The 21,944-nt window shown below is 68.9% G+C and carries 27 protein-coding genes; 15 read left to right on the top strand and 12 right to left on the bottom strand.

Annotated features, from left to right (window positions below; genetic code table 11):
- Window positions 1–266: 266 nt before the first annotated feature.
- The gene (locus ACIBKY_RS04955; protein ID WP_397094479.1) at window positions 267–992 is read right to left on the bottom strand and encodes a DinB family protein; all 726 of its coding nucleotides are present in this window, start codon (window positions 990–992) and stop codon (window positions 267–269) included.
- Window positions 993–1,239: 247 nt separating this feature from the next.
- On the opposite strand from ACIBKY_RS04955, the gene ACIBKY_RS04960 reads away from it, so the two are divergent.
- The 6 genes from ACIBKY_RS04960 (at window position 1,240) to ACIBKY_RS04985 (ending at window position 5,102) form a co-directional block, all read left to right on the top strand.
- Entirely contained in the window at window positions 1,240–1,671 is a 432-nt protein-coding gene (locus ACIBKY_RS04960; RefSeq protein ID WP_397094481.1) for an MmcQ/YjbR family DNA-binding protein, read from the top strand.
- A gap of 602 nt (window positions 1,672–2,273) precedes the next feature.
- Entirely contained in the window at window positions 2,274–2,468 is a 195-nt protein-coding gene (locus tag ACIBKY_RS04965; protein WP_397094483.1) for an integrase core domain-containing protein, read from the top strand.
- 139 nt (window positions 2,469–2,607) lie between these two features.
- The gene (locus tag ACIBKY_RS04970; RefSeq protein ID WP_397094485.1) at window positions 2,608–3,138 is read left to right on the top strand and encodes a hypothetical protein; all 531 of its coding nucleotides are present in this window, start codon (window positions 2,608–2,610) and stop codon (window positions 3,136–3,138) included.
- 120 nt (window positions 3,139–3,258) lie between these two features.
- Complete coding sequence (locus tag ACIBKY_RS04975) at window positions 3,259–3,450, top strand: hypothetical protein (RefSeq protein WP_397094486.1); 192 nt, start codon at window positions 3,259–3,261, stop codon at window positions 3,448–3,450.
- A gap of 291 nt (window positions 3,451–3,741) precedes the next feature.
- Window positions 3,742–4,278, top strand: coding sequence for an RNA polymerase sigma factor (locus tag ACIBKY_RS04980; RefSeq protein ID WP_397094487.1), 537 nt, complete (start codon window positions 3,742–3,744; stop codon window positions 4,276–4,278).
- Complete coding sequence (locus ACIBKY_RS04985; RefSeq protein WP_397094488.1) at window positions 4,275–5,102, top strand: hypothetical protein; 828 nt, start codon at window positions 4,275–4,277, stop codon at window positions 5,100–5,102. The genes ACIBKY_RS04980 and ACIBKY_RS04985 overlap by 4 nt, the downstream gene beginning before the upstream one ends.
- Window positions 5,103–5,167: 65 nt before the next feature.
- Here the strand turns inward: ACIBKY_RS04985 and ACIBKY_RS04990 are convergent, their stop codons facing one another.
- Complete coding sequence (locus ACIBKY_RS04990; RefSeq protein ID WP_397094489.1) at window positions 5,168–5,299, bottom strand: hypothetical protein; 132 nt, start codon at window positions 5,297–5,299, stop codon at window positions 5,168–5,170.
- Between the two features lie 197 nt (window positions 5,300–5,496).
- Window positions 5,497–5,883: a DUF1761 domain-containing protein gene (locus ACIBKY_RS04995; protein WP_397094490.1), complete on the bottom strand. Its 387-nt coding sequence runs from the start codon at window positions 5,881–5,883 to the stop codon at window positions 5,497–5,499.
- Between the two features lie 73 nt (window positions 5,884–5,956).
- Between ACIBKY_RS04995 and ACIBKY_RS05000 the strand changes: the two genes are divergently transcribed.
- The 4 genes from ACIBKY_RS05000 (at window position 5,957) to ACIBKY_RS05015 (ending at window position 8,310) form a co-directional block, all read left to right on the top strand.
- Window positions 5,957–6,613, top strand: a complete 657-nt coding sequence (locus ACIBKY_RS05000; RefSeq protein ID WP_397094492.1) for a TetR/AcrR family transcriptional regulator — start codon at window positions 5,957–5,959, stop codon at window positions 6,611–6,613.
- Between the two features lie 485 nt (window positions 6,614–7,098).
- On the top strand, window positions 7,099–7,641 hold the full coding sequence (locus ACIBKY_RS05005) for a hypothetical protein (protein ID WP_397094494.1): 543 nt from the start codon (window positions 7,099–7,101) through the stop codon (window positions 7,639–7,641).
- A 343-nt stretch (window positions 7,642–7,984) separates the two neighbouring features.
- Window positions 7,985–8,125 (top strand): hypothetical protein, encoded by a 141-nt coding sequence (locus tag ACIBKY_RS05010; protein ID WP_397094496.1) that lies wholly within the window; start codon window positions 7,985–7,987, stop codon window positions 8,123–8,125.
- Between the two features lie 5 nt (window positions 8,126–8,130).
- Window positions 8,131–8,310, top strand: coding sequence for a hypothetical protein (locus tag ACIBKY_RS05015; RefSeq protein WP_397094498.1), 180 nt, complete (start codon window positions 8,131–8,133; stop codon window positions 8,308–8,310).
- A gap of 163 nt (window positions 8,311–8,473) precedes the next feature.
- On the opposite strand, the gene ACIBKY_RS05020 is transcribed toward ACIBKY_RS05015, so the two are convergent.
- Together ACIBKY_RS05020 and ACIBKY_RS05025 are read right to left on the bottom strand one after the other, a co-directional pair.
- Complete coding sequence (locus ACIBKY_RS05020; RefSeq protein ID WP_397094499.1) at window positions 8,474–9,373, bottom strand: hypothetical protein; 900 nt, start codon at window positions 9,371–9,373, stop codon at window positions 8,474–8,476.
- A gap of 381 nt (window positions 9,374–9,754) precedes the next feature.
- Window positions 9,755–10,828 (bottom strand): hypothetical protein, encoded by a 1,074-nt coding sequence (locus ACIBKY_RS05025; protein ID WP_397094500.1) that lies wholly within the window; start codon window positions 10,826–10,828, stop codon window positions 9,755–9,757.
- A 136-nt stretch (window positions 10,829–10,964) separates the two neighbouring features.
- Here ACIBKY_RS05025 and ACIBKY_RS05030 point away from each other — a divergent pair, with 136 nt between their 5' ends.
- Entirely contained in the window at window positions 10,965–11,360 is a 396-nt protein-coding gene (locus tag ACIBKY_RS05030) for a hypothetical protein (RefSeq protein ID WP_397094501.1), read from the top strand.
- A 175-nt stretch (window positions 11,361–11,535) separates the two neighbouring features.
- Entirely contained in the window at window positions 11,536–11,772 is a 237-nt protein-coding gene (locus tag ACIBKY_RS05035) for a hypothetical protein (RefSeq protein ID WP_397094503.1), read from the top strand.
- A gap of 124 nt (window positions 11,773–11,896) precedes the next feature.
- Here ACIBKY_RS05035 and ACIBKY_RS05040 read toward each other — a convergent pair whose 3' ends face one another.
- Window positions 11,897–12,826: a hypothetical protein gene (locus ACIBKY_RS05040; protein ID WP_397094504.1), complete on the bottom strand. Its 930-nt coding sequence runs from the start codon at window positions 12,824–12,826 to the stop codon at window positions 11,897–11,899.
- Window positions 12,827–13,012: 186 nt separating this feature from the next.
- On the opposite strand from ACIBKY_RS05040, the gene ACIBKY_RS05045 reads away from it, so the two are divergent.
- Both ACIBKY_RS05045 and ACIBKY_RS05050 read left to right on the top strand, forming a co-directional pair.
- On the top strand, window positions 13,013–14,437 hold the full coding sequence (locus ACIBKY_RS05045; RefSeq protein ID WP_397094505.1) for an aldehyde dehydrogenase: 1,425 nt from the start codon (window positions 13,013–13,015) through the stop codon (window positions 14,435–14,437).
- A 79-nt stretch (window positions 14,438–14,516) separates the two neighbouring features.
- Window positions 14,517–16,829, top strand: coding sequence for a sensor histidine kinase (locus ACIBKY_RS05050; protein ID WP_397094507.1), 2,313 nt, complete (start codon window positions 14,517–14,519; stop codon window positions 16,827–16,829).
- On the opposite strand, the gene ACIBKY_RS05055 is transcribed toward ACIBKY_RS05050, so the two are convergent.
- The 3 genes from ACIBKY_RS05055 to ACIBKY_RS05065 form a co-directional block, all read right to left on the bottom strand.
- Window positions 16,778–17,839, bottom strand: a complete 1,062-nt coding sequence (locus ACIBKY_RS05055) for a hypothetical protein (protein WP_397094509.1) — start codon at window positions 17,837–17,839, stop codon at window positions 16,778–16,780. The two genes, ACIBKY_RS05050 and ACIBKY_RS05055, sit on opposite strands and share 52 nt — an antisense overlap.
- A gap of 13 nt (window positions 17,840–17,852) precedes the next feature.
- Window positions 17,853–18,296 carry a hypothetical protein gene (locus ACIBKY_RS05060; RefSeq protein ID WP_397094510.1) on the bottom strand — a complete coding sequence of 148 codons (444 nt, stop codon included), beginning with the start codon at window positions 18,294–18,296 and terminating at the stop codon, window positions 17,853–17,855.
- 77 nt (window positions 18,297–18,373) lie between these two features.
- Window positions 18,374–18,625 (bottom strand): hypothetical protein, encoded by a 252-nt coding sequence (locus ACIBKY_RS05065; RefSeq protein ID WP_397094512.1) that lies wholly within the window; start codon window positions 18,623–18,625, stop codon window positions 18,374–18,376.
- A 329-nt stretch (window positions 18,626–18,954) separates the two neighbouring features.
- Here ACIBKY_RS05065 and ACIBKY_RS05070 point away from each other — a divergent pair, with 329 nt between their 5' ends.
- A complete protein-coding gene (locus ACIBKY_RS05070) occupies window positions 18,955–20,283 on the top strand; it encodes a carotenoid oxygenase family protein (protein ID WP_397094513.1) in 1,329 nt (442 codons plus the stop codon).
- A gap of 47 nt (window positions 20,284–20,330) precedes the next feature.
- On the opposite strand, the gene ACIBKY_RS05075 is transcribed toward ACIBKY_RS05070, so the two are convergent.
- From ACIBKY_RS05075 to ACIBKY_RS05085, 3 genes are all read right to left on the bottom strand, one after another.
- On the bottom strand, window positions 20,331–21,035 hold the full coding sequence (locus ACIBKY_RS05075; protein ID WP_397094515.1) for an RDD family protein: 705 nt from the start codon (window positions 21,033–21,035) through the stop codon (window positions 20,331–20,333).
- A complete protein-coding gene (locus tag ACIBKY_RS05080) occupies window positions 21,032–21,418 on the bottom strand; it encodes a PadR family transcriptional regulator (protein WP_397094517.1) in 387 nt (128 codons plus the stop codon). Before ACIBKY_RS05080 ends, ACIBKY_RS05075 begins: the two co-directional genes overlap by 4 nt.
- Before the next feature lie 62 nt (window positions 21,419–21,480).
- A complete protein-coding gene (locus tag ACIBKY_RS05085; RefSeq protein ID WP_397094518.1) occupies window positions 21,481–21,927 on the bottom strand; it encodes a MarR family winged helix-turn-helix transcriptional regulator in 447 nt (148 codons plus the stop codon).
- Window positions 21,928–21,944: the final 17 nt, after the last annotated feature.

A 21,944-nucleotide genomic window follows, 5' to 3' on the forward strand; every position in this document is an offset into this window, starting at 1 on the left:
TTTACCTGAGACTACGGTCGGCCATCATCGCGGGGCGCCGAGGAGACTAGCCACGCACCAGGGCCGCAGCGTGCTGGTGGTGCCACGGGGTTGCTGTAGGTGCTGCCTGACGTTCTCGGATACATGACAATCCAGCAAAACGTTTCAGGTTCCTCCGCGATACGCACGAGTCACCGCATGGGTGATCAGCCGGGACACGACGCAGAGGTGCGCTTCCTCACGTCTGTGTTCGGGACTGTGGAGACCGTCGGCTCTCGTAGCCGGTCCTACCCAGCGTCCTGTGCCTCGATCAGGTCGAGATCGCGGACGCAGAAGCCGTGGTGCTCGAAGGTCTCGTTGAGCACCGTGCCGAGGCACTGCCGCACCGAGCGGCCACGGGCGTACGGCGGCCAGACATCGTCGTCGGGCACCGGCGCTCGCCCGGCGAGCTGCTCAGCGGTGACCTTGTCGAGCCAGGCCTCGAGCTCGGCGGCCTGTGCGTCACGCACGCTCACGATCTCGTCGAGGGACGGATCGAGCGAGAGGTCAAGCCCGTGCGCTCCACGGTAGGGCTCGACGGTCGTCCCGATGCCCATCGGCGTGAACAGCTCCGTCGAGCCCAGGCAGCAGCGGCGGAACCACGAGTCGTGGACGAAGACCAGGTGGCGCATCGTCTGCACGGCCGACCACTCGTCGTTCACGCTGCGGCGCTCGATGCCGGGCGTACGACGGATTCGCTCGATCGTGGCGGCCCAGCCGGCATGGAGCTGACGCGCTGCCTCGCGCAGATCGGCAGGGTCCTCGGAACGGATCAGCAGCCGCACCGGATTACGCCGGTCGAGCTCTGCCTCGACGTACTCGGTGACCTCGACCCCGTTCACCACGAGGTTGGTGATAAGCCCGTCGATCACGGCGTCCTGCATGACGACGCCGATCAGGCGTGCCCCGGTCAGATCGCACTCGCGGAACTCTGCACCGTGCAGGTCCTCGTCGACATACCGCTTCATGTTCATGCTCCGCATGCTAGGGCCGAGTACTGACAAACTGGCCTCCCTGACCCCGCGACCTCCATCCCATGATGCGGTCGGCTCTCCCGAACATTGATCATGGTTCCAGCCCTCAAATGCGGTCACTTCTCACGAACGAAACCATCCGCGCTTGACCAATGGTTAGGGCAGGGGTTGCGGTGCCGATGTCGACGTGGTTCAGGCTCTTGGCGGGCATCATGCACGAGAGCACCGACAAATTTGGGAGACGCCGATGCCGGACAGCCCCGACGTGCCGTACGACGTCCTCGACCGCCTCCGCGCGCTGTGCCTCGCACTCCCCGGCGTCTACGAGGAACAGGCCTGGGTCGGCACCCGCTGGCTGGTCCGCAAGAAGACCTTCGCCCACGTCCTCGGCATCAGCGACGAGTACCCGCCCGCCTACACCCGCGACGCGCCGTTCGTCGGGGATGCCACCGTCCTGACCTTCCGCTCCTACGGTGCCGAGCTCGCCGCGCTCGTCGGCACCGGCCACCCGTTCTACAAACCGAGGTGGCACCCGCAGGTCGTGGGCATGGTGATCGAACCGGACGCGGACTGGGACGAGATCGCCGAGCTGCTCATCGAGAGCTACTGCCTGCGGGCGCCGAAGAAGCTGGCGGCACAGGTTCCCCGGCCAGGTCCCGCAGCCGGCGGACCGGGCTGAACCACAGGCGTCAGCGAGCTCGTTGTGAGGGACGTGTCGACGTACTTCCTCGAATGCGTGCTGGGTACGGCAAGACGCACAACTCTTTCCGCGCTACCCCGAAGTCGGTGGATCAGGGTGTCAACACGGGCGCGCCTGCGTAGGCAGCGGCGACTATGCGATCCACACCGACGGGTCGACATCAGTGGCTGGACTTCTGCACCCAGCACCGAGCCCCGTCACGGAGCCGACACAGGCAGACCTGGCCCTCAGCGCTGCTACTTCTCACCGACATTTCTCGACAGCATCGGCCCTCAGCGCTGTCCAAACTGACCCGCAAACGCTGTTGCTAGTCACCGACGAAATCATCAACGACAGCAGCCGCCTAGCAAAGCACTCCTGACGGTCCTGGAGGAAGAGGTTGAACATGGGCCTTTCCCCTTGAACGTCGACACCTTGGAGACTGGATCTTGAGGTCCAGGGGAAGAGATGTCCCTGATGGTGATGAAGAACTATCCGCCCGAGTTCAAGGCCGACGCGGTGGCGTTGGTGCTGTCGAGGCCGGACCGGACGATCACGTCGATCGCGCGGGATCTGGGGGGGTCAGCCGCGAGACGCTGCGGGTGTGGGTACGCGCCGCGCAGGCTCGGGGTGAGAGCGGGCGGCGAGCGGCCGGCTGGTCCGACGCCCACACCGCCCGCCTGGCGGTGTTCTGCTGGATCACCCGCTACAACACGGTCCGACGGCACTCCCGCATCGGCCAGCTCAGCCCGATCGACTACGAGAAGACGGCAGATAACCTGAAGCCCGCCGCCTGAAATCGGTGTTCACGTTCATGGGGGAAGCCCCCCCTTCAATAACGGCGACGGCTGGCGACGCTTCAAGCCCACCAAAGGCGTCATCGGATTCGGCGATGGCAAGGTCGTGGCGACTGACCTGGTGAACCAGCCTCGGAGCGTGCGCGACATCTGCATCGGTAAACATCTGTGGGTGCACGACCCGTCACAGAAGCGGCCCAAGAGCAAGAAGTGGGTGACCCTCTCGGAGATCACCCCGTGGATGTGCAAGCTGCACCTGGAGGCGGGAAGTCTGCAGTTGGACAAGCCGGACGTGCTCGCGGCCGTGCTGGCGACCACGGCTTCAGAGCAGCCTTCCGCGACTTACGACGGCGTATCCACCACCCTCCACCAGGGCGTGATGTCGTTTCGTCAGCTGTGGGCTGTCCGGCCGGAACTACATCCGGAGCCGCGTGATGGCGAGTATGGCGAGTGGCCGATCGAGTGGCGGTTGTGGATCGGCACGGATGGCCTGGTCCGCTGGGTCTGGGTCAAGTGGCGCCAGCCTGAAGGCCGGTTCAAGGGAGGCACTGGCGGTCAAGGATGGTTTGGCTTCATCGACGACGTCCGCTACTCGGACTGGGGCACGAAGCTCACGATCAAACCTCCGCCGCCCTCTCAGACGACGGTCCTCAAACTTCCGAAGGCTTAGGTGCCCGATTCCTGGCCTTGGGAGTGATCGTCGGCCGGGGCTGTGGCCCGTGCGGACATGGTGATCTACGGCAGTCTCAGGCTTTGGTTGAGGCGTGGGCGGTGAGCCGAATCTGCGGGCGTGGGCCGAGTCCTGCTCCGGCATGCGGAGTCGACCTTGTTCGCGCATCATGCAGCCATCCGGCTGGAGAGCTTCGCCGGCAACACCGCGGCCAACTCCTTCTCCGAGGCATGCGGCTGGTCACCTGGCCGACGGCTGGAGGCGGAGGGACCGGCCAAGGTCGAGTACACCAAGCACCGCAGGATGGACTGAGCGGAACCGCGTGCGCTGACGTTGCCCCCGGAAAGTGGCGGTGGTGTCCGCGCGGCACGGCAGGACGAGTTCCCGGCGGGCGAGTCCGTCACCTAACAGGCGTCGCCGGCTGCTCGGTGAAGCGGACCGCCAGGTATGTCCCACGGCGGGCCGGAGTTCGCGGTTGGGTGGGCGGCCTGCTCTGGCCGGTGGATGGCGTACCGGTGAAGGGTCTGGAGGGGTGAAACAGTCGCCACCGGGGCCGGACATGTACTCCTATGTCTGGCACCTTCGGCTTGAGGAGACCCATCCGTGACCCGTCCACTGGGGGCGCGGGATCGTTTCGAGACGATCTACCATGCGTATTACCCGGCCATCCATCAGTACGTCGCCCGCCGTACCGACTCACCTGACGACACCGCGGACGCCATCTCCGAGACGTTCCTCACCGCGTGGCGGCGCATCGGCGATGTGCCCGAGGGCGATGAGGCGCGCCTGTGGCTGTACGGCGTGGCCCGCCGCGTGCTGTCCAACCAGCGCCGCGGCGCCTCCCGCCGGGCCGTACTGGCCGAGCGGCTTCGTGAGGAACTGACAGCCGAGCGCCGCGCGGCCCCCGCGGACCTCGACCACGTGAGGGACGTGTTCGACCGCCTGTCCGCGCGTGACCGTGAAGTGCTCGCGCTGACCTGCTGGGAAGGGCTGACCGGGCAGCAGATCGGCAAGGTCCTCGGCTGTACGGCGACAGCCGTCCGCATCCGCCTGCACCGGGCACGCAAACGGCTGGCCAGAGAGCTGGGCGTGGCCGAAGAGGGAAACCCGACCGCGGAACTGAGGGGAGAGAACCTGTGAGCAAGGTCGACCGCATGCTGAGGACCATCGATCCCGCTCCCATCGCGCCGCAGGAGGGGCGGGGCGCGCGGGAGCTCATGGAGGAGATCGTGGCGACGCCCGCCGAGGTACGCGGGCGGTGGAGCTGGCCCGTCCTGCTGCCCCTGGCCGCGGTCATCGCGTTGGCCGCTGTCGTCGGGGTGGCGTTCCTGCCGAAGAAGGCGCCGATCGCCCCCAGTGCCGCGCTGGCGTTCCAGCGGTCGGGCGACGATTGGATCGTCACCGTCAGCGACCTTTACGTCGATCCTGAACGGTATCGGGAGGAGTTCCGCGTACGAGGATTGGACATCGAGCTGTCTTTTACCCCTGGCTCGCCCAGCGTGGTCGGGTCAGTCGTCTACCTGTCGACCACGGAAATCGTCTCCCTGACGAATGCGTGCGCGACAGACCCGACAGGCTGCACGATCTCGCTGCGCATCCCCGCGAAGCTGTCGGAAAAGGCGGCCATCGTATTGGCGCGGCCTGCCAAGCCGGGCGAGAAGTACGACACGATGGGCTTCGTGAACGCTCCCGGCGAGCTGCTGCACTGTGTCGCCTTCGAGAACGTCACGGTCGGCGAACTGCGGAAGGTGCTGGCCAAGCGCGACGGCTCGATCACCGACTTCAGGATCATGGTCGGCGGGGAGTCCCGGAAGGTCACGGCTATGCAGGTGCCGGACAACTGGTTCGTCCAGGACGTCACGCCGCATGCCGTTGGCGAGGTGCGGATCTGGGCGGGCCCGGAGCCGGCGAAGCGCCCAGGCCGGCGGGAGCCCGCGGAAAGTGAGGCCTGCCGCTCGTCGTGAAACCCCGCAGCGCAGCCGCACCATCCGAAGAGAGCCACGAAGGGTCATGCCGCGACCGGGGACCATCAGGCCATCGCGGCCAGTTCGGCCTTCAGCCGTGCCGCCAGCCCGGTGTGCTCGACCTCTTCCAGAACGCCGTTACGCACGCGGCGGCGCGCCCATCTCGGCCAGCGCTGGCGCACCTCGACCGGCGCCATGTCGGTGGCCTCGGACAGGCGGCCAGCAGGTTCTCGGGGTACGGCATGAGCAGCGGTGCGCAGACCGTGATCAGTGACGCGGACCGGCGGCAGCTCACGGTGGTGGACATATCGCAGCCGCCGCAGGGCGGCTGGCTCCGATCATCGGTCAGAGCCATCCGCTGGCGGCGGACACCACCGCGCATGCCGACATCGAGTCAGTGCAGGAAGCCGAGCACGGCCCCGATGAGCAGCAGTTTCAGGAGCCAGTCTCCGGCGTGCAGGACGGCGGTGACCACCGGCACGCGCTCCCACAGCACCGAGCCGGTGAGCAGGATGAGCGGGAAGCCCAGCCACGCGACGAAGGCCAGCAGCATGGCTGAGGGCCAGTCCAGCAGGTTCGCCTGGGTCGCGATCCAGGCGAACACGCCGGCGAGAACTGCGGTCCGCAGCATCTCCACGGCCGCCTTCCATGGTGCCGGCCGTCCCCGGTCGAGCGCCGCGGCGCCCAACCGGCGTTGCTCGAACGGTGTGGCCACTGCGTAGTAGAGGGAACTGGCGATGAAGGCCGCGACCGCGGCGAGGGCGATTCCCAGTGCGAGCATCTTGTTCTCCTTTAAGTACTGAGAAGTACTATATTTATCAAGTTATAGTACCGTCAAGTACTAAGGGGGACGGATGTCGACAGAGGCGAAAGGGCGGCGACCACGCGGGCGCCCAGGAGGCAGCGCCGGTGCGGACCTGCTGACGATCGCCCGCGACGTGTTCCTCGCCCAGGGGTATCCCGGCGCGACGATGGACCAGGTGGCCGCCCGGGCCCGGATCTCGAAACAGACGCTCTATCGCGAATACCCCTCCAAGGAGCGGCTGTACGCGGCGGTCGTCCGAGACTGGGTCGATCGCGGCTACGACGCCATGCGACCACACACGCAAGCGCTGGCGCAGTCCACGGACATCCGAGCCGGCCTGCTGCGGCTCGCGCACGTCCTGCACATAGGTGTGCTGAGCGAACCGGTTCTGCGCATGCGATCGCTGGTCGCCACCGAGTCCACCCAGTTCCCGGACGTCGCCGCCGACTACGTCGCGCGCAGCTGGACCCGCAATACGCACCTGCTCGCCGACGCGCTGACCACCCTGGCGACGCGGGGCCTGATCAAGGCCGGAGACGCGCTCGTGGCGGCGCAGCAGTTCACCTGGCTGGTTCTCGGCGACCCGCTCAACCGCCTCACGCTCGCGGCGCGCTCCGAACCGGCCGACGTCGGCGAGCTTGCCCAGCTGCGCGAGGAAGCGGTCGCGACGTTCCTCAGCCGCTACGGCCTGCCGGCCGCACACTGAGAGAGAGCGTCGCTTTGCTCAGAAATCCCCGGCATGGCCTGCATGCCCTCGGGCGGCCGGTGTCGCCGCCCAGACGGCGGCAGGGCGGCGCCGGCCCGGCACGGGCGGCCCGGGATAGCCGGGCGCGGTGGGGCCCGGGTCAGCTGTGGGTGGCTACCGCTTCGGGGTCGACTAGGTCGGCGGCCGTCACCGCCTGGTAGAGGGCGAGCGAGCTCATGGCCGCGTGGGAGGACACGGTTCATCCACTTGCCCGGCGCTCGGGGAGTGAGGTCAGGAGCGCCGCCAGGAGGAAGCGGTCTTCGGGGGCGAACCTCACCCGTACGTCGGTGCCGAGTTACCGTTCCAAGACCGTGAGCTGATGACGCAGAGCAAGAATCTCAGCGTCCCTATCACGATCGCTCATCGGTAGCCCGTGTGTTGCGGATAGCGGAACGTCCGTTCTCCGGCGTGGGGTGGAGCGGAGCGCGTCTGCCATAGTTGGCCAGGTGAATCACCGCTCCTGCTCCTGGATCCGGCTACGGCTTCGCCGGTTGGCGTGGCTCGAGCTGCTCAACATCCCGCTGCAAGCGGTGATCTGGTTCGGCGTGGTCGGGTTGCCGGTGAGCGCGGCGAACAGCCTGGGGTTTGCGCTGTTCACGCTCGTTCTGCTGGAGGGGGCGGGTTACTGGTTCGCCAAGCTCCGTCAGCTGGGCACGCGCAGCGGTTCCCTGCCCGGAATCGGTGTCTTCGCGGTCGCCCGCAGGGCCAACGTGGCAGTCCTGATGATCGGATTGCTGTTCATCGTCTGGACCGCGGTGACCGATCCGGGAGCGGGCAGCTGGCCAGGTCTGGCATTTGGGTTGTTCGCCGTGCTGGAGCATGTGAATTACTTCCACGTCCAGCTCATGTACGACACCGCCGAGGATCTGCGGCACCTGCGCGCACACGGGCTGCGTCGTGCCCACCTGGCCCGCGATCTCGCCCTACATACGAGGTCGCGGCAGGGTTACCCGGCCCCAGGCCTGCCGGCGGGATCGCGGCCGGAGTGAAGGGTTCTGGAAGCGGTCAAGGCCCGAACGCCTGAGGAGCGGTCTGGAGGTCTCTGGAGTGTGGGGCGTTGCCGAGCGCGACGACGGCGTCCAGGAGGGCGCTGTACCTGTGGCTAGTGCTGAGCGCCGAGGTCGTCCTCGTGAAGCCCGTGGGTTGCCGGAGCCTATCAGCCGCTGGCGACCTCTGCGTCTGTGACGGAACTCCCTAGTCGCTACGACTGACGGTGGCAAGGTTCACCACGTTGACCTCGCTGGCCAGGGTGTAACCAAAGGGTGTCAGCAGGTCCTATAGACCACGAGAAATGCCTCCTCATGGTCGGCCGACGCGGTCCGGTTGCGCCCGGTGTGGATCATCGTCGGTGCGGCGCTGGGCGCGCTGGCGGTGAACCTGCTGATCTGGCTGATCGGCCGGGGCCTGCGCGGACCGTTCGTCTACCTGGAGACCGTTGGCCGTCCGCACACGACCACGGCGCGGCAGGGGTGATCACCATGACCGTGCTTCCGATGACGGCTGGGCTGGTGGGCGCCGTGCTGCTGGGCTCGCGCTGGCCGGTCATGGTGCGCGTGGCCCAGGTGGTGGGCCCCTGTGCTGGCGCCGGCCACGGTGGCCATGACGTTGACCTGTATCGCTTCATAACTCGTCGCGTGGTGCTTGATCTGCGGATTTGACCAGCGAAGGCGGCAAGATCGGGTTTTGTGCCGATTCGTCTGCTGTATTTGACCTTGATTCGGGTGTTCGGCTGGGTCGTGGTCAGGCGTTCAAAGACGTCGAGATCATGATGCCCTGGCATGAGGTGGCGTGGACAACTGTGGGCCGGCACGTCTCGAACTATTACCTCTTCAGGTGCCGGAATGCCTCGTGTGCCGAGCTGACGCTGTCGCGCAGGGCCTGCTCCAGGCGGCCGGCGTCGTTGGCGAGTTCGGTCAGCTCGGGTACCGCCTGGCTGTCGGCGCCGGATTCGGTCAGCAGTTCCTCGTAGCGGGGCAGCTTGGCGGTCAGCCGTTCGATCTGGCTGTGGGCGCGGTAGGCGCGTTCGGCGTCGCGCACGTGCCCGGCGTAGCGTTCCAGCGCCTTGACGCGTTCGGTCACCGCCCGCTCGCTGTCTTCCAGCACTCTGGCCAGCGGCTCGGAGACCGCCAGCACCTCCGGGGTGACGCCCTCGGACATGATCTCGCGGTGCTCGGCACGCAGGCCCGACAGTTTGGCCAGCAGGCGGGCGATCTCCCACTCCTGCGCGGGCAGCATGATCGCGTTACGCGCGCCGTCCAGCAGCCCCTCGGCGTTGACCCGTGACTCGGTGACGGCGTCGATCGCGCAGTGCGTGCGCAGCATGAGCGCCCTGGCGGCCTCGTCGAGGTCCTCGCGCAACACGAACCGGCCCTGGTACTGCCGCGCGCACTCGTAGACGCCGAGCTCGGCGTCGAGCTGCTTTTCCGCCTCGGGGTCTCGTTCTGGCTTGACCAGGCAGACCAGCAGGAAAGACAGGACGCCGACCCAGAGGAAGGCGAAGGCGCCGTAGGCGTAGGCCCGGAAGAGGGCCAGTGCGGCCACGGCCAACGATGACCACGCCACGACCTTGATGATGACTTTGTACGTGCGGTTCGCTCTTCTGCGCGGGGGCGCCCAGCCGCCGCGCACGCGGAGGAGAAGCTTGCGGTGCTGCCGTAACAGTTCCGCCGCCTGGTCGGGAACGGCTGGATCGACAACCACTTTCGCCTGAAGCCCGGACACGCAACCGATCCTACGTAGCACATCCGGATATGTCTGCGCATAGACCACGCGCCGATCGTTTGTTGATCAAGCACGGGCCGCAGCAACCCAGCCCTCGGCCACGGGCGGGCCACCCCTACGTGAGGTCGACGTAGAACAGCGGATGATCGGTCCATTCCCTGTGAGGCTCTGAGGTGTCAGGCCAGGGTTCGGCCTGCGGGACTCCGAATGCTTTGCCGCTGATGGTGTGCTTCGCTCCCGAGCAACGAAGGGCGGTTCGATGTCTGCGACACAGACGAAATAGTGCGGGGAGCGGAGTACCTCGCATATCAGAGGATCACTATCAGCGACAGGTGCGGTGCCCGGCACCCACGGCACGCTGATCGCCCGGCACGACCTCACTCATGGGCGTGGGCGAGGCGTGTACGGAGGCAGAGCCGTCACATCCACGTCGGCATCCGGCCACCTTCGCCGCAACGCCGCGCTCACTCGCCACCACCACGACGCCAACGCCGGCAAGAAGTCCTGGGCCGCGCCGGCCGCGGCCTCCGTCACCGCGACCAGCTGCACGCGGCTGCCGTCCCCGGCCGCACGGCGATCCAGCTCACCCAGCCGCTGTGATCGCACCGCCGCGAACGCCACACACGCCGCCGCCAGCCCTGCCCCGAACAGCTGATCGTCCTCGGCCGCCGGCACCCCGAGAGCCAACGCCCGCCGGAACTCCGCCACCAGCCCGAACCGGTCAGCGACCGACAACCATCCCGGACCCGGCACCACCAAGCACACCGCGTCATGTAAGGCGTGCCTGAACCCGGCGAACTCGAAGTCGATCAACCGCGCATCAGGATCGCCGCCGGGCGCGACCAGGCAGTTGTTGGCCTCCGCGTCCCCGTTGCTCAATGTCAGAAACGGCCCCGGGTCAGCCAGCGCCTCAAGTGCCGAGCGCCACTCGGCCAGAGCGCGTCCCGCCATCGGCGCCTCCAGGAGGTCGGCCGCCGCCGCCAGACCCGCGTCCCGTAACCCGGCCAACTGGCCCGCCACGTCGACCGTCCGATCCACCTGGCCCCGCCGCGCGTAGAACGCCTCCAGACGTCCTGCGCTCACCGCGCCCAGCGCACCCCTGGCCTGCGCGAAAGCCACCAGCCGCTCCCGATGGGCCGCGGAGCCATCACGCCGCACCAACCCGTCGACCGCGACCCGCGGCGACAGGTCCTCCATCACCACCAGCCCGCCACCGGCCGCAAGCATCCGGGGGGCCATCAGTACGCCGGCGTCCTCGGCCAGGAACCGCAACGCCGCCGCCTCGGCCGCCAGCCGCGTCTCCGCCGGCACCGTCAGGTGAAACCCGCGATCCCACTTCGCGACCACCCACCGGCCGTCGCCCAGCCTCACCCTGGCCACGGCCCACGGCTCCACCGGCACCCACTCGGCGACGGCGACTCCCAGCAACGACGACAGCAGGGCAGGAGAGGACATCCGCCCACCCTAGGTGGTCATCCCCTACCGAAACCCGCGACCGCCGACAGATCCGGCGGGCTTGGACGCTCAAGGAGGCGGGACCCTGAAACCTTAGAGGTGGCTCCGCTCGGGGTCGCGGGGTGGACTGTCAGGCATGAACCTGCACTGGAAGTCCATCCTCGGCGCCGCGGCCGTGGTCGCGGCCGCGGTGACCATTCCCGCGACAGGAGCCCAGGCCGCCGGCTGTGGCGTCAACGGCAAGGGCGTGCTGTGGTGCGGCAACGAGGGCAACGCCCCGCTGTACGACAAGCCATCCACCACCACGCCCGTCGGCTACCTCATCGACAACCTGTGGACCACGAACAGCTGGTTCACCTGCTGGTCGGAAGGCCAGTACCACAAGGGCGGGAACACCACCTGGTACAAGACCCAGGGCGACAGGAAGGGCAAGTGGGGCTGGGTGCCCGCGGGCTACGTGTTCACCTCCGACGGCTTCGACGCCAACCCCAGCAGGCACGGCCTGCCCAAGTGCCAATACGACTGGGACTAGAGGAGACGGCGCCGGCTTGGGATCGCGTATCGCCGTGGGCGTGCGGGCGCCGCCATACAGGGCGTTGAGCGGCGCACCGGGCTCGTCTTTCAAGCTGGTGTGAAAGTTGTGGAGCCCTCCGGGTGACCGTTCTTAGCGTGGATCTGTCACGAGCCTCTCTATGGCAGGAGCAACCATGCGTTCAGTCAAGCTCGTCGCAGGCGCCATGCTGGCAGTGACCGCCCTCCTGGGGTCGGTGACCGTGCCGGCCCAGGCCACCACGGCGACGACCGGGTTCACCTACCACTCGTCCTGGTGGGACCAGGAGACCTGCGAGCGAGCAGGGCAGATCGGGCAGGACGCCAGTGCCTGGTGGGACTACTTCTGTGTGGAGATTCCGCTCACGGAGTGGCAACTGTGGGTGGGCCCCTGACCGTTCAGACCGATGGTCCCCGCCGCGAGGGGATCACCGGTGTACGCACTCCGGGCCACACCGGTGCCCGTGCAACTCCAGCCGCCCCGGCCGGGCCGTACCGGAATCCGCTGCGCGGCGGCTCTCAAAAGGTTTCCCAGGGATCCGGGGGCTCGTACATCTGCTGTCTGCGTTCGTCGGCGCGCCGGGCCAGGCGGTGTTGCGGTAGATGGTCCTGAACCTGCCACCACTCCAACCGGAAAAGGCAATGATCCTCGCCGATGACGATCAGCGGCCCCTCTTCATGGGCGTGAAAGTAGATGTAGAACTCGTTTCTGCGGGCGAGTACGGTCTCCGGCGGCAGTTCGGCTTCGGCGCCTTGCACGTCGGCGGCGGTGAGGTCGCGGTCCGGGGTGAGGATCAGCGGCCAGTGATCGGGGTTGTCCGAGTCGTCGACGTCACCCGGCATGGGGGCGGGGCCGTCTGCCAGGGCTTGTAGCGTCCACGTGTCCACGAAGGTCGCCCGGCGGATCTCCTCAAGCGGTAGCCCGGCGCGGAGGGCGGCCAGGGCGAGGTTCTCTGTTTCGCTGCGTGTACCGCGATCGCGCTGCGTCGACTGGGCGGCCGCGCCCGCGAGCCTGAGCCAATGGAGGGGGTCTCCCGGTGCCGGATCCCGCAGGTGATCCGGGCATCGGCTGCCGGGGCCCGCAGGAGCGATGTTCGGGCAGAACGCGTGCCCGCACATTTCGACGACGCGCTGTGTGCCCAGGTCGGGAACGAACACCGTGCACGCGCGGAAGGGGCGCCGGAGGTCGTCACCAACGGCGGTAAAGTAGCGGATCCGGTCGCCGCGGTCGCCTCGCTCGACCTGGAAGGTTCTCACCTCCCACGCGGACAGGACATGGGACGCCATGGCGATCGCCAGCGCGGGAAAGGGCAGGAACGGCCGCGAGGTCGCCTCGTCCAGGGTGGGGATGGATGCGATGGGGCGCCTGGAGTCGAAGTCGTCCAGATGCCGGAGAGCCGTCGCGAGCAGTTCGGCGGCGTTGACGATCGTGTCGGCGGGGTTGGTCATGGTTCTCCGTGGGACGCGTCACCGGAAATCTCCATCCGGTCTTTGATAGCAGCAACGGATAAGGCCCTGTGATCTGCCCGACCGTGCACGTGTCCTATCCAATTCACGCACCTCTCCTCCGGTCATTCCGGCATGCCGATATCTGTTTCGTTGAGAGCCACACGCACCCACGAAACGAGATATGACATGACGTTCTACGGCGAGCTCTTCATCGGCGGTCACTGGACCGCACCCGCCCGGTCGGAGATCATCGAGGTCCGCTCACCTCACGACGGGTCGCTGGTGGGCTGGACCCCGCACGCCTGCCCTGCGGACGTGGACGCCGCGGTGGCCGCGGCCCGGGACGCGTTCGATCACGGGCCATGGCCACGAACCGATCCCGGGGAGCGCCAGAAGACGGTGGCGCGCTTCCAGGAGCTCTACGCGGCCCGCGCGGAGGAGATGGCCGCGCTGATCACCTCGGAGAACGGCACGCCGATCGCGATGACCACCGGACTCAACGTCTACGGCCTGCCGGAGCAGACCGGCGCCTATCTGCGGGCCGCGGAGAATCTGCGGTGGGAGGAGGAACTGCCCTCAGGCTCGCTGTTGCGCAGGGAAGCGGTGGGTGTCGTGGCCGCCGTCATCCCGTGGAACGCCCCGCACCAGGCGGCCCTGGTCAAGATGGTGCCCGCCTTGCTCGCCGGCTGCGCCGTCATCCTCAAGGCCGCTCCGGAGACCGCGATCGACTCCCTGGCCCTCGCGGAGATCTTCGCCCAGGCCGGTTTCCCCGACGGTGTGGTCTCGGTCCTGCCCGCCGGCCGCGAGACCAGTGAATACCTGGTCGCCCATCCCGGCGTCGACAAGATCGCCTTCACCGGATCGACCGCCGCCGGCCGGCGCATCGCCTCGATCGCGGGTGAGCGGTTGAAGCGGGTCAGCCTGGAGCTGGGCGGCAAGTCCGCCGTGGTCATCCTGGAAGACGCCGACCTCGACGCCGTCGTAGAGGGCCTGAAGTTCCACTCGCTGAGCAACAACGCCGAGAACTGCCACGCCCACACCCGCATCCTCGCTCCGAGGAGCCGGTACGACGAGGTCGTCGAGGCGACCAGGGCCATGGTGGAGTCGCTGGCCGTCGGTGACCCGTCCGATCCGGCCACGTTCGTCGGCCCCATGGTCCACGCCGACCAGCGGCAGCGGGTGCGCTCGTACATCGAGCTCGGTGTCGCGGAAGGCGCCCGCCTGGCCACCGGTGGCCTCGAGGTCCCGGAAGGGCTGGAGGGTGGCCACTACGTCACGCCCACCCTGTTCGCGGACGTCGACAACTCCATGCGCATCGCCCGCGAGGAGATCTTCGGTCCCGTCCTGGTCGTGATCCCCTTCGACGACGAGGACGACGCCGTCCGCATCGCCAACGACTCCGATTACGGTCTCGGTGGCGGCGTCTGGTCCGCCGACCCCGGCCGCGCCCTCGACGTCGCCCGCCGCATCCGTACCGGTCTCGTGCTTGTCAACGGCGCCATGCCCGCCTGGGATGGGTCCTTCGGGGGTTTCAAGGCCAGCGGCATCGGCCGCGAGTTCGGGATCGCCGGCCTGAACCAGTACATCGAGTACAAGACCATCAGCCGCTGAAAGGGGGATATTTCCGGGCGGCGGCGGAGACGTTAGGCTGCGGGGCGGCAAGGGCGTGGGTGATGCGAAAGGCGGGCGGTTGGCAGGGGAGGCCGCGGCGCTGCTCGTGCGGTTCGGCCGCAGGTACGCCGCCGCCGTGCGGCTGGCGACGCTCGTGCCGATCTGCGCCATCGCCCCTTTCCGGGCCTCGCCTGAACACCTGGTGAGCACCCTGGTCGTGGTCGGTATCGCGGCGGCCTGGACCTGCGGGTTCGCGTGGTGGCTGCGGGCGGGGCGGGGCAACGCGCTGGTCGCCGTCGACGTGGCGGTCCTGCTGGGACTGTTCGGCAGCGTCTTCTGGACCGACGCCGTGGCGGACAAGAACACGGGGTGGTTACGACTGCTGGTCACCTTCGCCTGCGCGACCTACCAGTGGCACACCTCGCCGGTGGCGGGCGGGGCGGCCGCGATCGTCAGCGGAGGCGGGGCGGTGGGGCTGCTCGTGGCAGGCGGGGCGCTGGAGGTGGACGCGAGCCTGGCAACGGGGACATTGTGGGCGCTGTCGGCCGCCGTGCAAGCCAGAGCGGCCTGGATCTTCGTCACGCGTGCGGCTAAACGGGCCGATCTGATGGCGGCCGAGGCCCTGCGAGCGCGCGGGGAGGCGCTGCTGGCCGCGGCCGTGCGCGCCGAGGAACGCGAACAGGCCAATTCGCTGCACGACACCGCGGCGACGACCCTTCTGATGGTGGGCTTGGGGCAGGTGCGCTCGGACGCCGCCTGGCTGGGCCCGCAGGCGCGGCGCGACCTGGGCAGGCTGCGCTCGGTCGGGGGGCGGGCGCCCGAGGAAGCCGACCTTGTCGACCTGCTGCGTACCGATCTCGCCGCCACACAGCTGACGGTGGACTTCGACGGCCCCGGGCGGCTCCGCCTGCCGTTCCACGTCGCCAGGGCGATCACCGACGCGGCGGGCGAGGCTCTCACCAACGTGCGCCGTCACTCGGGCACCACCCACGTGACCGTCCGGCTCAGCGGTGACGCGCGGGCGTTGCACCTCGACGTCGTCGACCGGGGGAAGGGGTTCTCGGCGGACGACGTGCCCGGAACCCGCCGCGGCGTGCGCGAGTCCATTCGCGGCAGGATGGAGCGTGTCGGCGGCACGGCCACGATCACCTCCGCCGCCGGCGAGGGGACTCGGGTCCGGCTCGAATGGCGGGACGCCGGCGCCGCGGACGCGGCCCCCATAGGAGACACCGTCGCGAACGACGCCGTCGAGGAGTCGGCGCGGGCGCGGCTGGGGCGCGGCCTGCGTGTCGCGACGCTGGTCGTCTCCATGACGGCGGTGTTCGGGATCGCGCTTCCCACCCTCGTGGGCCACCTCGGCACGTATGACACGCCGCTCGCGCAGATCGGCGCCTTCGCGGTGCTCGGTGTCGTGCTGATCGCGGAGGCCGTGCTGGTCGTCCGCGGGCGGTCGTGGGACCGGTTTCGGGGGCCGGCCATCGCGGCCGTGCTCGCCGCGTCCATGCTGTCGTACGTGAGCCTGCCGGACGGCCGCACGTCGACCGGCGAGGACTGGATGTTCGCCGCGGCCACCTGGGCGGGCCTCGTCGTGGTGCTGGAGCGCCCCCTTCGTGCCGCGGCGCTGTTCCTGCTGGGCCACGAGCTCACCGCGCTGCTCCACCTGCTCCTTTTCGAGGGTGTCACGTCTGAATCGCTGGCCAGGTTCGTGACCGGGTCGGTCACGGTGATCGGCTTCCCGCTGTGCGTGGCGGTGGTGGCGACCGTACTGCGCAGCCTCGGCACGGCGGCGGTGGCCGCGCGCGGAGAGCTCGAGCAGGTACGCGTGGCGGAAGCCGTCGCCGCCGAGATACACAACCGCAGGCAGGAGCGCTTCGCGGAACTCTCGGCGAGCACGGTGCCGCTGCTGGAGGGGCTCGCCGACGGTTCGCTCCGCCCCGAGAGCCCGCCGGTCCAGCGCAGCTGCGCCATCGAGGCGGCCCGCATGCGCAGGTTGTTCGCCGAGTCCGACGACGCGGCCAACCCGCTGCTGCACGAGTTGCGCCACTGCGCCGACGTGGCCGACCGCAAGGGCGTCGTGGTGGAGCTGGACTCACGCGGCCAGTGGCCGACGCCGCCCGTGGCGGTCAGGCGGGACCTCACCGAAGCGGTCCTCGTCGTTCTCGCCACCGCGGCCACCCGGGCACGCGTCACGGTGGTGGGCAGCGCCGCGTTGGTGTCGGTCAGCGTGGTCGCCGACTGCGGTGAGGCCGACGTTCCGGCCCCGGCCACGCCGGGCGTGAGCATCGAGGCGCTGACCAGCGACGACACGGTCTGGATGGAAGCCCGATGGCAGCCTGCCGATCAGGGCGCGGACCAGCTCACCTCGTTCTTGGCGTTGACGGTGACGAGCTGACCGGTCTCGGTGAACCTCGCCGCCGTGACGTCGTCGCGTCGCCCGCTGACCGTCCCGTTCCGGTCGAGAAGTTCCAGACGGCCGTCGTTCACCACCGCGATCGCCGCGCCGGTGGGGTCGGCGGTGACGCCCGCCTCGGCTTGAAGGTCACGGGACCAGATCTGCCGCCCGAGCGCGTCGACCCCCCGGATCGAGGTGTGCGGTTTCCCCCGGCCGTCCATCCAGCGGGAGATCAGGGCACCGCCGTCCTTCCCGGCCACACACTCACCCACCTGAGGAAGATCGGTACGCAAGGGGACCGGCCCCAGCACGCTCAGCATGCCCCCCGTGCCTCCGGTCAGGAACGCCGGGCCGCCCCGTACCCCCACACAACCGCCCCAGTAGCCGTTGGCGGGCCACCCGTCGCCCGCCGCCCGCCAGCCTCCGGGGTCCCGGGTGAAGCGGAGCATGGTCGCGCCCGCCAGTTCGGGATCGGCGAAAAGCAGCAGCGCCACCGACCGGTCAGGGCTTTCCACCCAGACCGCGTCATCGGCGCCGGCGATCGCGTGCTTCTTCACGGAGCCGTCGGTACGGTGAACGACCAGCCGGTCACCCTTGCCTGAGGCTTCCACGACCACCGCGTCGGCATCCGAACGCAGGCTGACGACCCGTTGACGGTCCGCCGGCGAGACCGCGACCTTCTCCACCTTCGCGCCGGCGCGTGACCATGGCGGCACCTGGCTGCCACGGGCGCCGGAGAAGACGGCGTCCGGGCACTGGACGGCACAGCGGACATCGGCACCGGTACGCGACTCCGTCCACACGCGGCGGCCGTCACGCGCGTACCCGGAATAGACCTCGGTGTTCGGGTCGTAGAGGAGTGCCCCCGTGCCGGAGGCGGCGAGAACGACCGGAGGAAGCCGCGAGGTGTCCGCGGCGGTCGACTCCGTCCCGTTCGCCGAGCAGGCGGTGGCCATGATCATGACCATGGCCACCACCGGCCGGCGCGACAGCTGTACTGCGCGATTCAACGATTCCGCCCGCCTAGACCCGGCTGGTCTGCCCGTCGCAGTAGGGGTCGACGGCGTTCGCCTTGTGGAACTGCATGCCGAAGCCGAGGTACATCTTGTTGCTGAGGGATGTACGACCGCTCACGGACTTCTCCCCGAACCCCTTCTTCACGGTGAGGTTGTAGCCGTTGGTGATGTCCGGGTCCGGCGCGTTGTTCTTGTCGACGTACACGCGGAACGCGAGGTAGTTCGTGTTCCCCGCGTTCCCGCCCACGTGCCACGAGACCTTGGTGACGACATGTTGCGTCGAGTCGTTGTAGTAGTGCACGCCGATGCCGAGCCGATAGCCGTCGTCCGAGCAGCTGCTGCTGAGGTACTTGGGGGCGGCCGCCACAGCCGGGTGCGCGGCGACCATGATCCCGGCGGCGGCCACGGGGATCACGGCCATGGCGGCGAACCGCCTATAGGTGCTTCGCATCTGCGGGTGTTCCCTCTCTCACGGTGAGTAGATCGGGAAGGACTCTAGGGATGCTCGGTATGTTCGGGGTATGGCGCTCAGAACCGGTAATGGAGGATTGGTGCGCCCCGCCGGGACAGGCCGTCGCTCAGGGCGGTCAGCCGGGATCGCGCCCGGCCCGGTGTACATGCCGAGCACGTCGTAGGGCAGCGCTTGGGCTCGCCTGCCTTGGCGTACGCGCTCTGCGCCTCCTCCAGCGCGTGGTACGGGTCGTGGCCGCCGTTCGCGATCATCAGGAGCGGGGTGGGGGAGCGCCAGCCGTTCCGGATGCTGGGGCTCTGCACCACCACGGCGCCGACGCGACCCGAGCGCCTCCTTGACCATGACGCCGCTGTGCCCCAGCACGAGGGCGGGCGCCGGTACGGATCGCCGGCGCAACGGGTGCCGAGGCTGTTGAAGGTCACGTGTTCCGGCTGGAGAGCCATCAGTTCGCCCTCCTTGTTGCTAGCTGTTTCAGTTGAACCTGAAATTGCTATACACCGCAAGCCGATAACTTTCGCCCGTCCTGACATGGGAGTTCTTCGAGCGGCTGACGGCGACGGCAAGAACAAGGCTGTTTCTGCCCGGATGTTCCCGGCATGCTGACCCGGCCGGATCGGACGAAGGGAAGGCCCAGCCGATGACCACGCCCACGCACCTTTCGGGAAACAACGCACCCGTCGCCGAGGAGGTGACCCTGGAGCCGGCCGAGGTGGCCGGGGCCGTTCCCGAGGAGCTCGACGGCGTGTACCTGCGCAACGGCCCGAACCCGCGCACGGGGTGGTCGCCGCATTACTTCGCGGGTGACGGGATGGTTCACGCGGTGGCGCTGTCCGGCGGTCGGGCGCGCTGGTACCGCAACCGGTACGTGCGGACCCCGCTGTTCGAGCACCCGGGTGAGTCCCGTTTCGCCCTGGCCTTCGATCCCGCGAGCGGGCGGGTCGACTACCGGGTCACCAGCGCCAACACCCACGTGGTCGGGTACGCGGGCCGGTTGCTGGCCCTGGAGGAGGGCGGCTTCCCCTACGAGCTCACGCCGGAGCTGGAGACGGTCGGGCCGTTCACCTTCGCCGGCGCGTTGCGTACGCCCATGACCGCCCATCCCAAGGTCTGCCCGGTGACCGGTGAGCTGGTGTTCTTCGGCTCCCGGCTGCGGCCGCCGTACCTGACCTACTATCGCGCGGCGCCGAGCGGGGAGCTGCTTCAGTCGCAGGTGGTCGAGGTCCCGCGGGCGAGCATGATGCACGACTTCGCGATCACCCGCGACCACGTGATCTTCATGGATCTGCCCGTCGTGTTCGATCCGGCGATGGCCGCCGGAGGGCTGCCGTGGCGGTGGGACGACGGGCATGGCGCCCGGTTCGGGGTGATGCGCCGGGGCGGAGGACCGGTGCGGTGGTTCGAGGTCGAGCCGTGTTACGTGTGGCACACCATGAACGCCTCCGAGGCCGACGGCGTGATCACGGTCATCGGCTGCCGGGTGCCGACGCTGTGGCGCGACGGCCCCGAGGACGTCGGCGGTGGCGTGCCGGCCCTGTACCGCTGGCGGCTCGACCTGGCCGCGGGCAAGGTCACCGAGCAGCCTCTGGACGACGTGCCGATCGAGTACCCGCGGGTCGCCGACGCCGAGGTCGGGCAGAGCTACCGGTACGGGTACGTCACCAGCTTCTCGCTGGAGAGCGAGCCGGAGCGCTCGGAGATCTACCGCTACGACCTCGCCGGCGGCACGAGCCGCGAGGTCCACCGGCTGCCTCCGGGCCACACCTGCGGCGAGGCGGTCTTCGTCCCACGCAGCGGGGCGGCGGGGGACGGCTTCCTGATGACCTTCGTCCACGACCGCTCACGGGGCACCGGCTATCTGGCGATCCTGGACGCCGCCGATCTGCGGGCCGAGCCCGTGGCGCGGGTGTACCTGCCGGTACGTGTTCCGTCGGGCTTTCACGGGACCTGGCTTCCAGGCCCCGTCTGACAGGGTTGGATATGGCACCTGGCCGATCACGGCAAGGACGGCGGGTGTCACCGCGGCGCCCGTACGACCTTGGTGCCGGTCAGGTGGTCGAGCAACCGGCGCCGGTCCCCCCACGCGACGGGCAGCCAGTCCAGCCAGGCGGCCGGCCCCAGCACCAGGCTGAGGCGCCGTGCGACGCTTCTGCCCGGGTGGACGCGCAGCCCGGTCTCGGTGACGACGCGCAGTTTCAGCAGGCGCTTGCCGGGAGTGGCGCCGGTCCAGGCCTCCACCAGGCCCAGGCCGGCGATCGACCAGAGCAGGGCGAGCGGGACGCCCAGGGTGTAGAGGAGCCCGGCGTAGCCGTAGGGGTCGGCGTCGCAGAGTACGGGGCCCACGGCCACGCACCCGTCACCGATCTTGAAGTACAGGAGCGGCGGGAACGCCAGCGCGAAGCCGTTGCCCAGTTCGCCGAACCGGATGATCCCCTTCACCAGCAGCGCGAGCGTGACGCCGACGAGGGGCAGGTTGTCGATCAGGATCGCGGCCAGCCGCGCGTTCAGGGGAGCGGGCGCCGCGGACCGTAAGTCGGCGAAGGTGGCCGCCGCCTCTCTCGGGGTGCCGAGCCGCTTCAGGGCATGGTCCAGCTCTCCCGCCTCGGCCGCGTCGGACAGGTGCGCGCCGAGCTCCGCCTTGGCCTTGTCCCGGGCCGGTCCCGTCAGATGGCGTCCGACCCGTTGCGCGTAATCGTCGATGATTTCCTGGTCGTTGCTCATTCCCGCACCTCACCAAGCGTGTCGAGGAGTTGTCGCATCCCGCCGACCAGGCCGCTCCACTCGGCGCGCAGCATGGCGAGGTACGTGCGACCCTCCGGAGTGATGACGTAGTACTTGCGCGGCCTGGCCCGCCCCTCGGCTTCCCAGGTCGCCAGAATGTGGCCGGAATCCTCCAGCCGGTGCAACAGCGGATAAAGCGTGCCCTCCTTGACCTCCAGGACTCCCTCGGCCGTTTCCCGCAGCACTTTCAGCAGCTCGTAGCCGTATCGGCGGCGAACGCCGAGGACGGACAGCACGGCCAGCTCGGTCGTGCCGCGGGCGAGCTCGCGACGCAGACGAGCGATGGCGGCCGATCCCGGAGGCGCCTCGGTGTCCTCAGCCATGAGACGACGGTACGACCCGATACCTTACGTGGCAAGGTATCGGGTCGAACTGAGCCTGCCGTTCAGGGGCGGTCGGCGTCCGCCTCGTCGAGGGCGTCGATGAAGCGGGTGAGCAGCCGGGCGAAGGTCCGCCGGTCGTCGGCCGGCCAGTCGCGCATGGCGTCGGCGAAGCGCGCGCCACGATGATCGCGTACGGCTCGCAGCACCGCCAGCCCCTCCTCGGTGAGGACCAGCGGCGAGCGCCGGCCGTCCCGCTGGTCGGCGGAGCGCGTCAGCAGGTCCGCCGCGACGGCCTCGGCCACCAGCTTGCTGGCTCGGGGCTGGTCGACGCCGAGCCGGTGGGCGAGCGTGCCCACGGTCGTTCCGTGGGGATGGTCGGGTTCGACGGCGTCGAGGACCCCGATGAGACGGTCGGGAAGGGCGCCGGGGGAGAGCGCCCGCCGGGTCTGCCGCCGGCGGACCCGGACCATGGCCCGCTCCACCTGGTGTGCCTCGTCGTTGACCGTCATGCGTCCATGGTACATGC

The organism is Nonomuraea sp. NPDC050394 (assembly GCF_044459065.1).
Lineage (GTDB): Bacteria > Actinomycetota > Actinomycetes > Streptosporangiales > Streptosporangiaceae > Nonomuraea.

Excerpts from the sequence above, each read along its gene's own strand:
- ACIBKY_RS04955 (WP_397094479.1), bottom strand. The coding sequence starts at position 992 with ATGAACATGAAGCGGTATGTCGACGAGGACCTGCACGGTGCAGAGTTC.
- ACIBKY_RS04960 (WP_397094481.1), top strand. The coding sequence starts at position 1,240 with ATGCCGGACAGCCCCGACGTGCCGTACGACGTCCTCGACCGCCTCCGC.
- ACIBKY_RS04990 (WP_397094489.1), bottom strand. The coding sequence starts at position 5,299 with ATGGCGCCGGTCGAGGTGCGCCAGCGCTGGCCGAGATGGGCGCGCCGC.
- ACIBKY_RS04995 (WP_397094490.1), bottom strand. The coding sequence starts at position 5,883 with ATGCTCGCACTGGGAATCGCCCTCGCCGCGGTCGCGGCCTTCATCGCC.
- ACIBKY_RS05000 (WP_397094492.1), top strand. The coding sequence starts at position 5,957 with ATGTCGACAGAGGCGAAAGGGCGGCGACCACGCGGGCGCCCAGGAGGC.
- ACIBKY_RS05015 (WP_397094498.1), top strand. The coding sequence starts at position 8,131 with ATGACCGTGCTTCCGATGACGGCTGGGCTGGTGGGCGCCGTGCTGCTG.
- ACIBKY_RS05025 (WP_397094500.1), bottom strand. The coding sequence starts at position 10,828 with ATGTCCTCTCCTGCCCTGCTGTCGTCGTTGCTGGGAGTCGCCGTCGCC.
- ACIBKY_RS05030 (WP_397094501.1), top strand. The coding sequence starts at position 10,965 with ATGAACCTGCACTGGAAGTCCATCCTCGGCGCCGCGGCCGTGGTCGCG.
- ACIBKY_RS05035 (WP_397094503.1), top strand. The coding sequence starts at position 11,536 with ATGCGTTCAGTCAAGCTCGTCGCAGGCGCCATGCTGGCAGTGACCGCC.
- ACIBKY_RS05040 (WP_397094504.1), bottom strand. The coding sequence starts at position 12,826 with ATGACCAACCCCGCCGACACGATCGTCAACGCCGCCGAACTGCTCGCG.
- ACIBKY_RS05045 (WP_397094505.1), top strand. The coding sequence starts at position 13,013 with ATGACGTTCTACGGCGAGCTCTTCATCGGCGGTCACTGGACCGCACCC.
- ACIBKY_RS05060 (WP_397094510.1), bottom strand. The coding sequence starts at position 18,296 with ATGCGAAGCACCTATAGGCGGTTCGCCGCCATGGCCGTGATCCCCGTG.
- ACIBKY_RS05070 (WP_397094513.1), top strand. The coding sequence starts at position 18,955 with ATGACCACGCCCACGCACCTTTCGGGAAACAACGCACCCGTCGCCGAG.
- ACIBKY_RS05075 (WP_397094515.1), bottom strand. The coding sequence starts at position 21,035 with ATGAGCAACGACCAGGAAATCATCGACGATTACGCGCAACGGGTCGGA.
- ACIBKY_RS05080 (WP_397094517.1), bottom strand. The coding sequence starts at position 21,418 with ATGGCTGAGGACACCGAGGCGCCTCCGGGATCGGCCGCCATCGCTCGT.
- ACIBKY_RS05085 (WP_397094518.1), bottom strand. The coding sequence starts at position 21,927 with ATGACGGTCAACGACGAGGCACACCAGGTGGAGCGGGCCATGGTCCGG.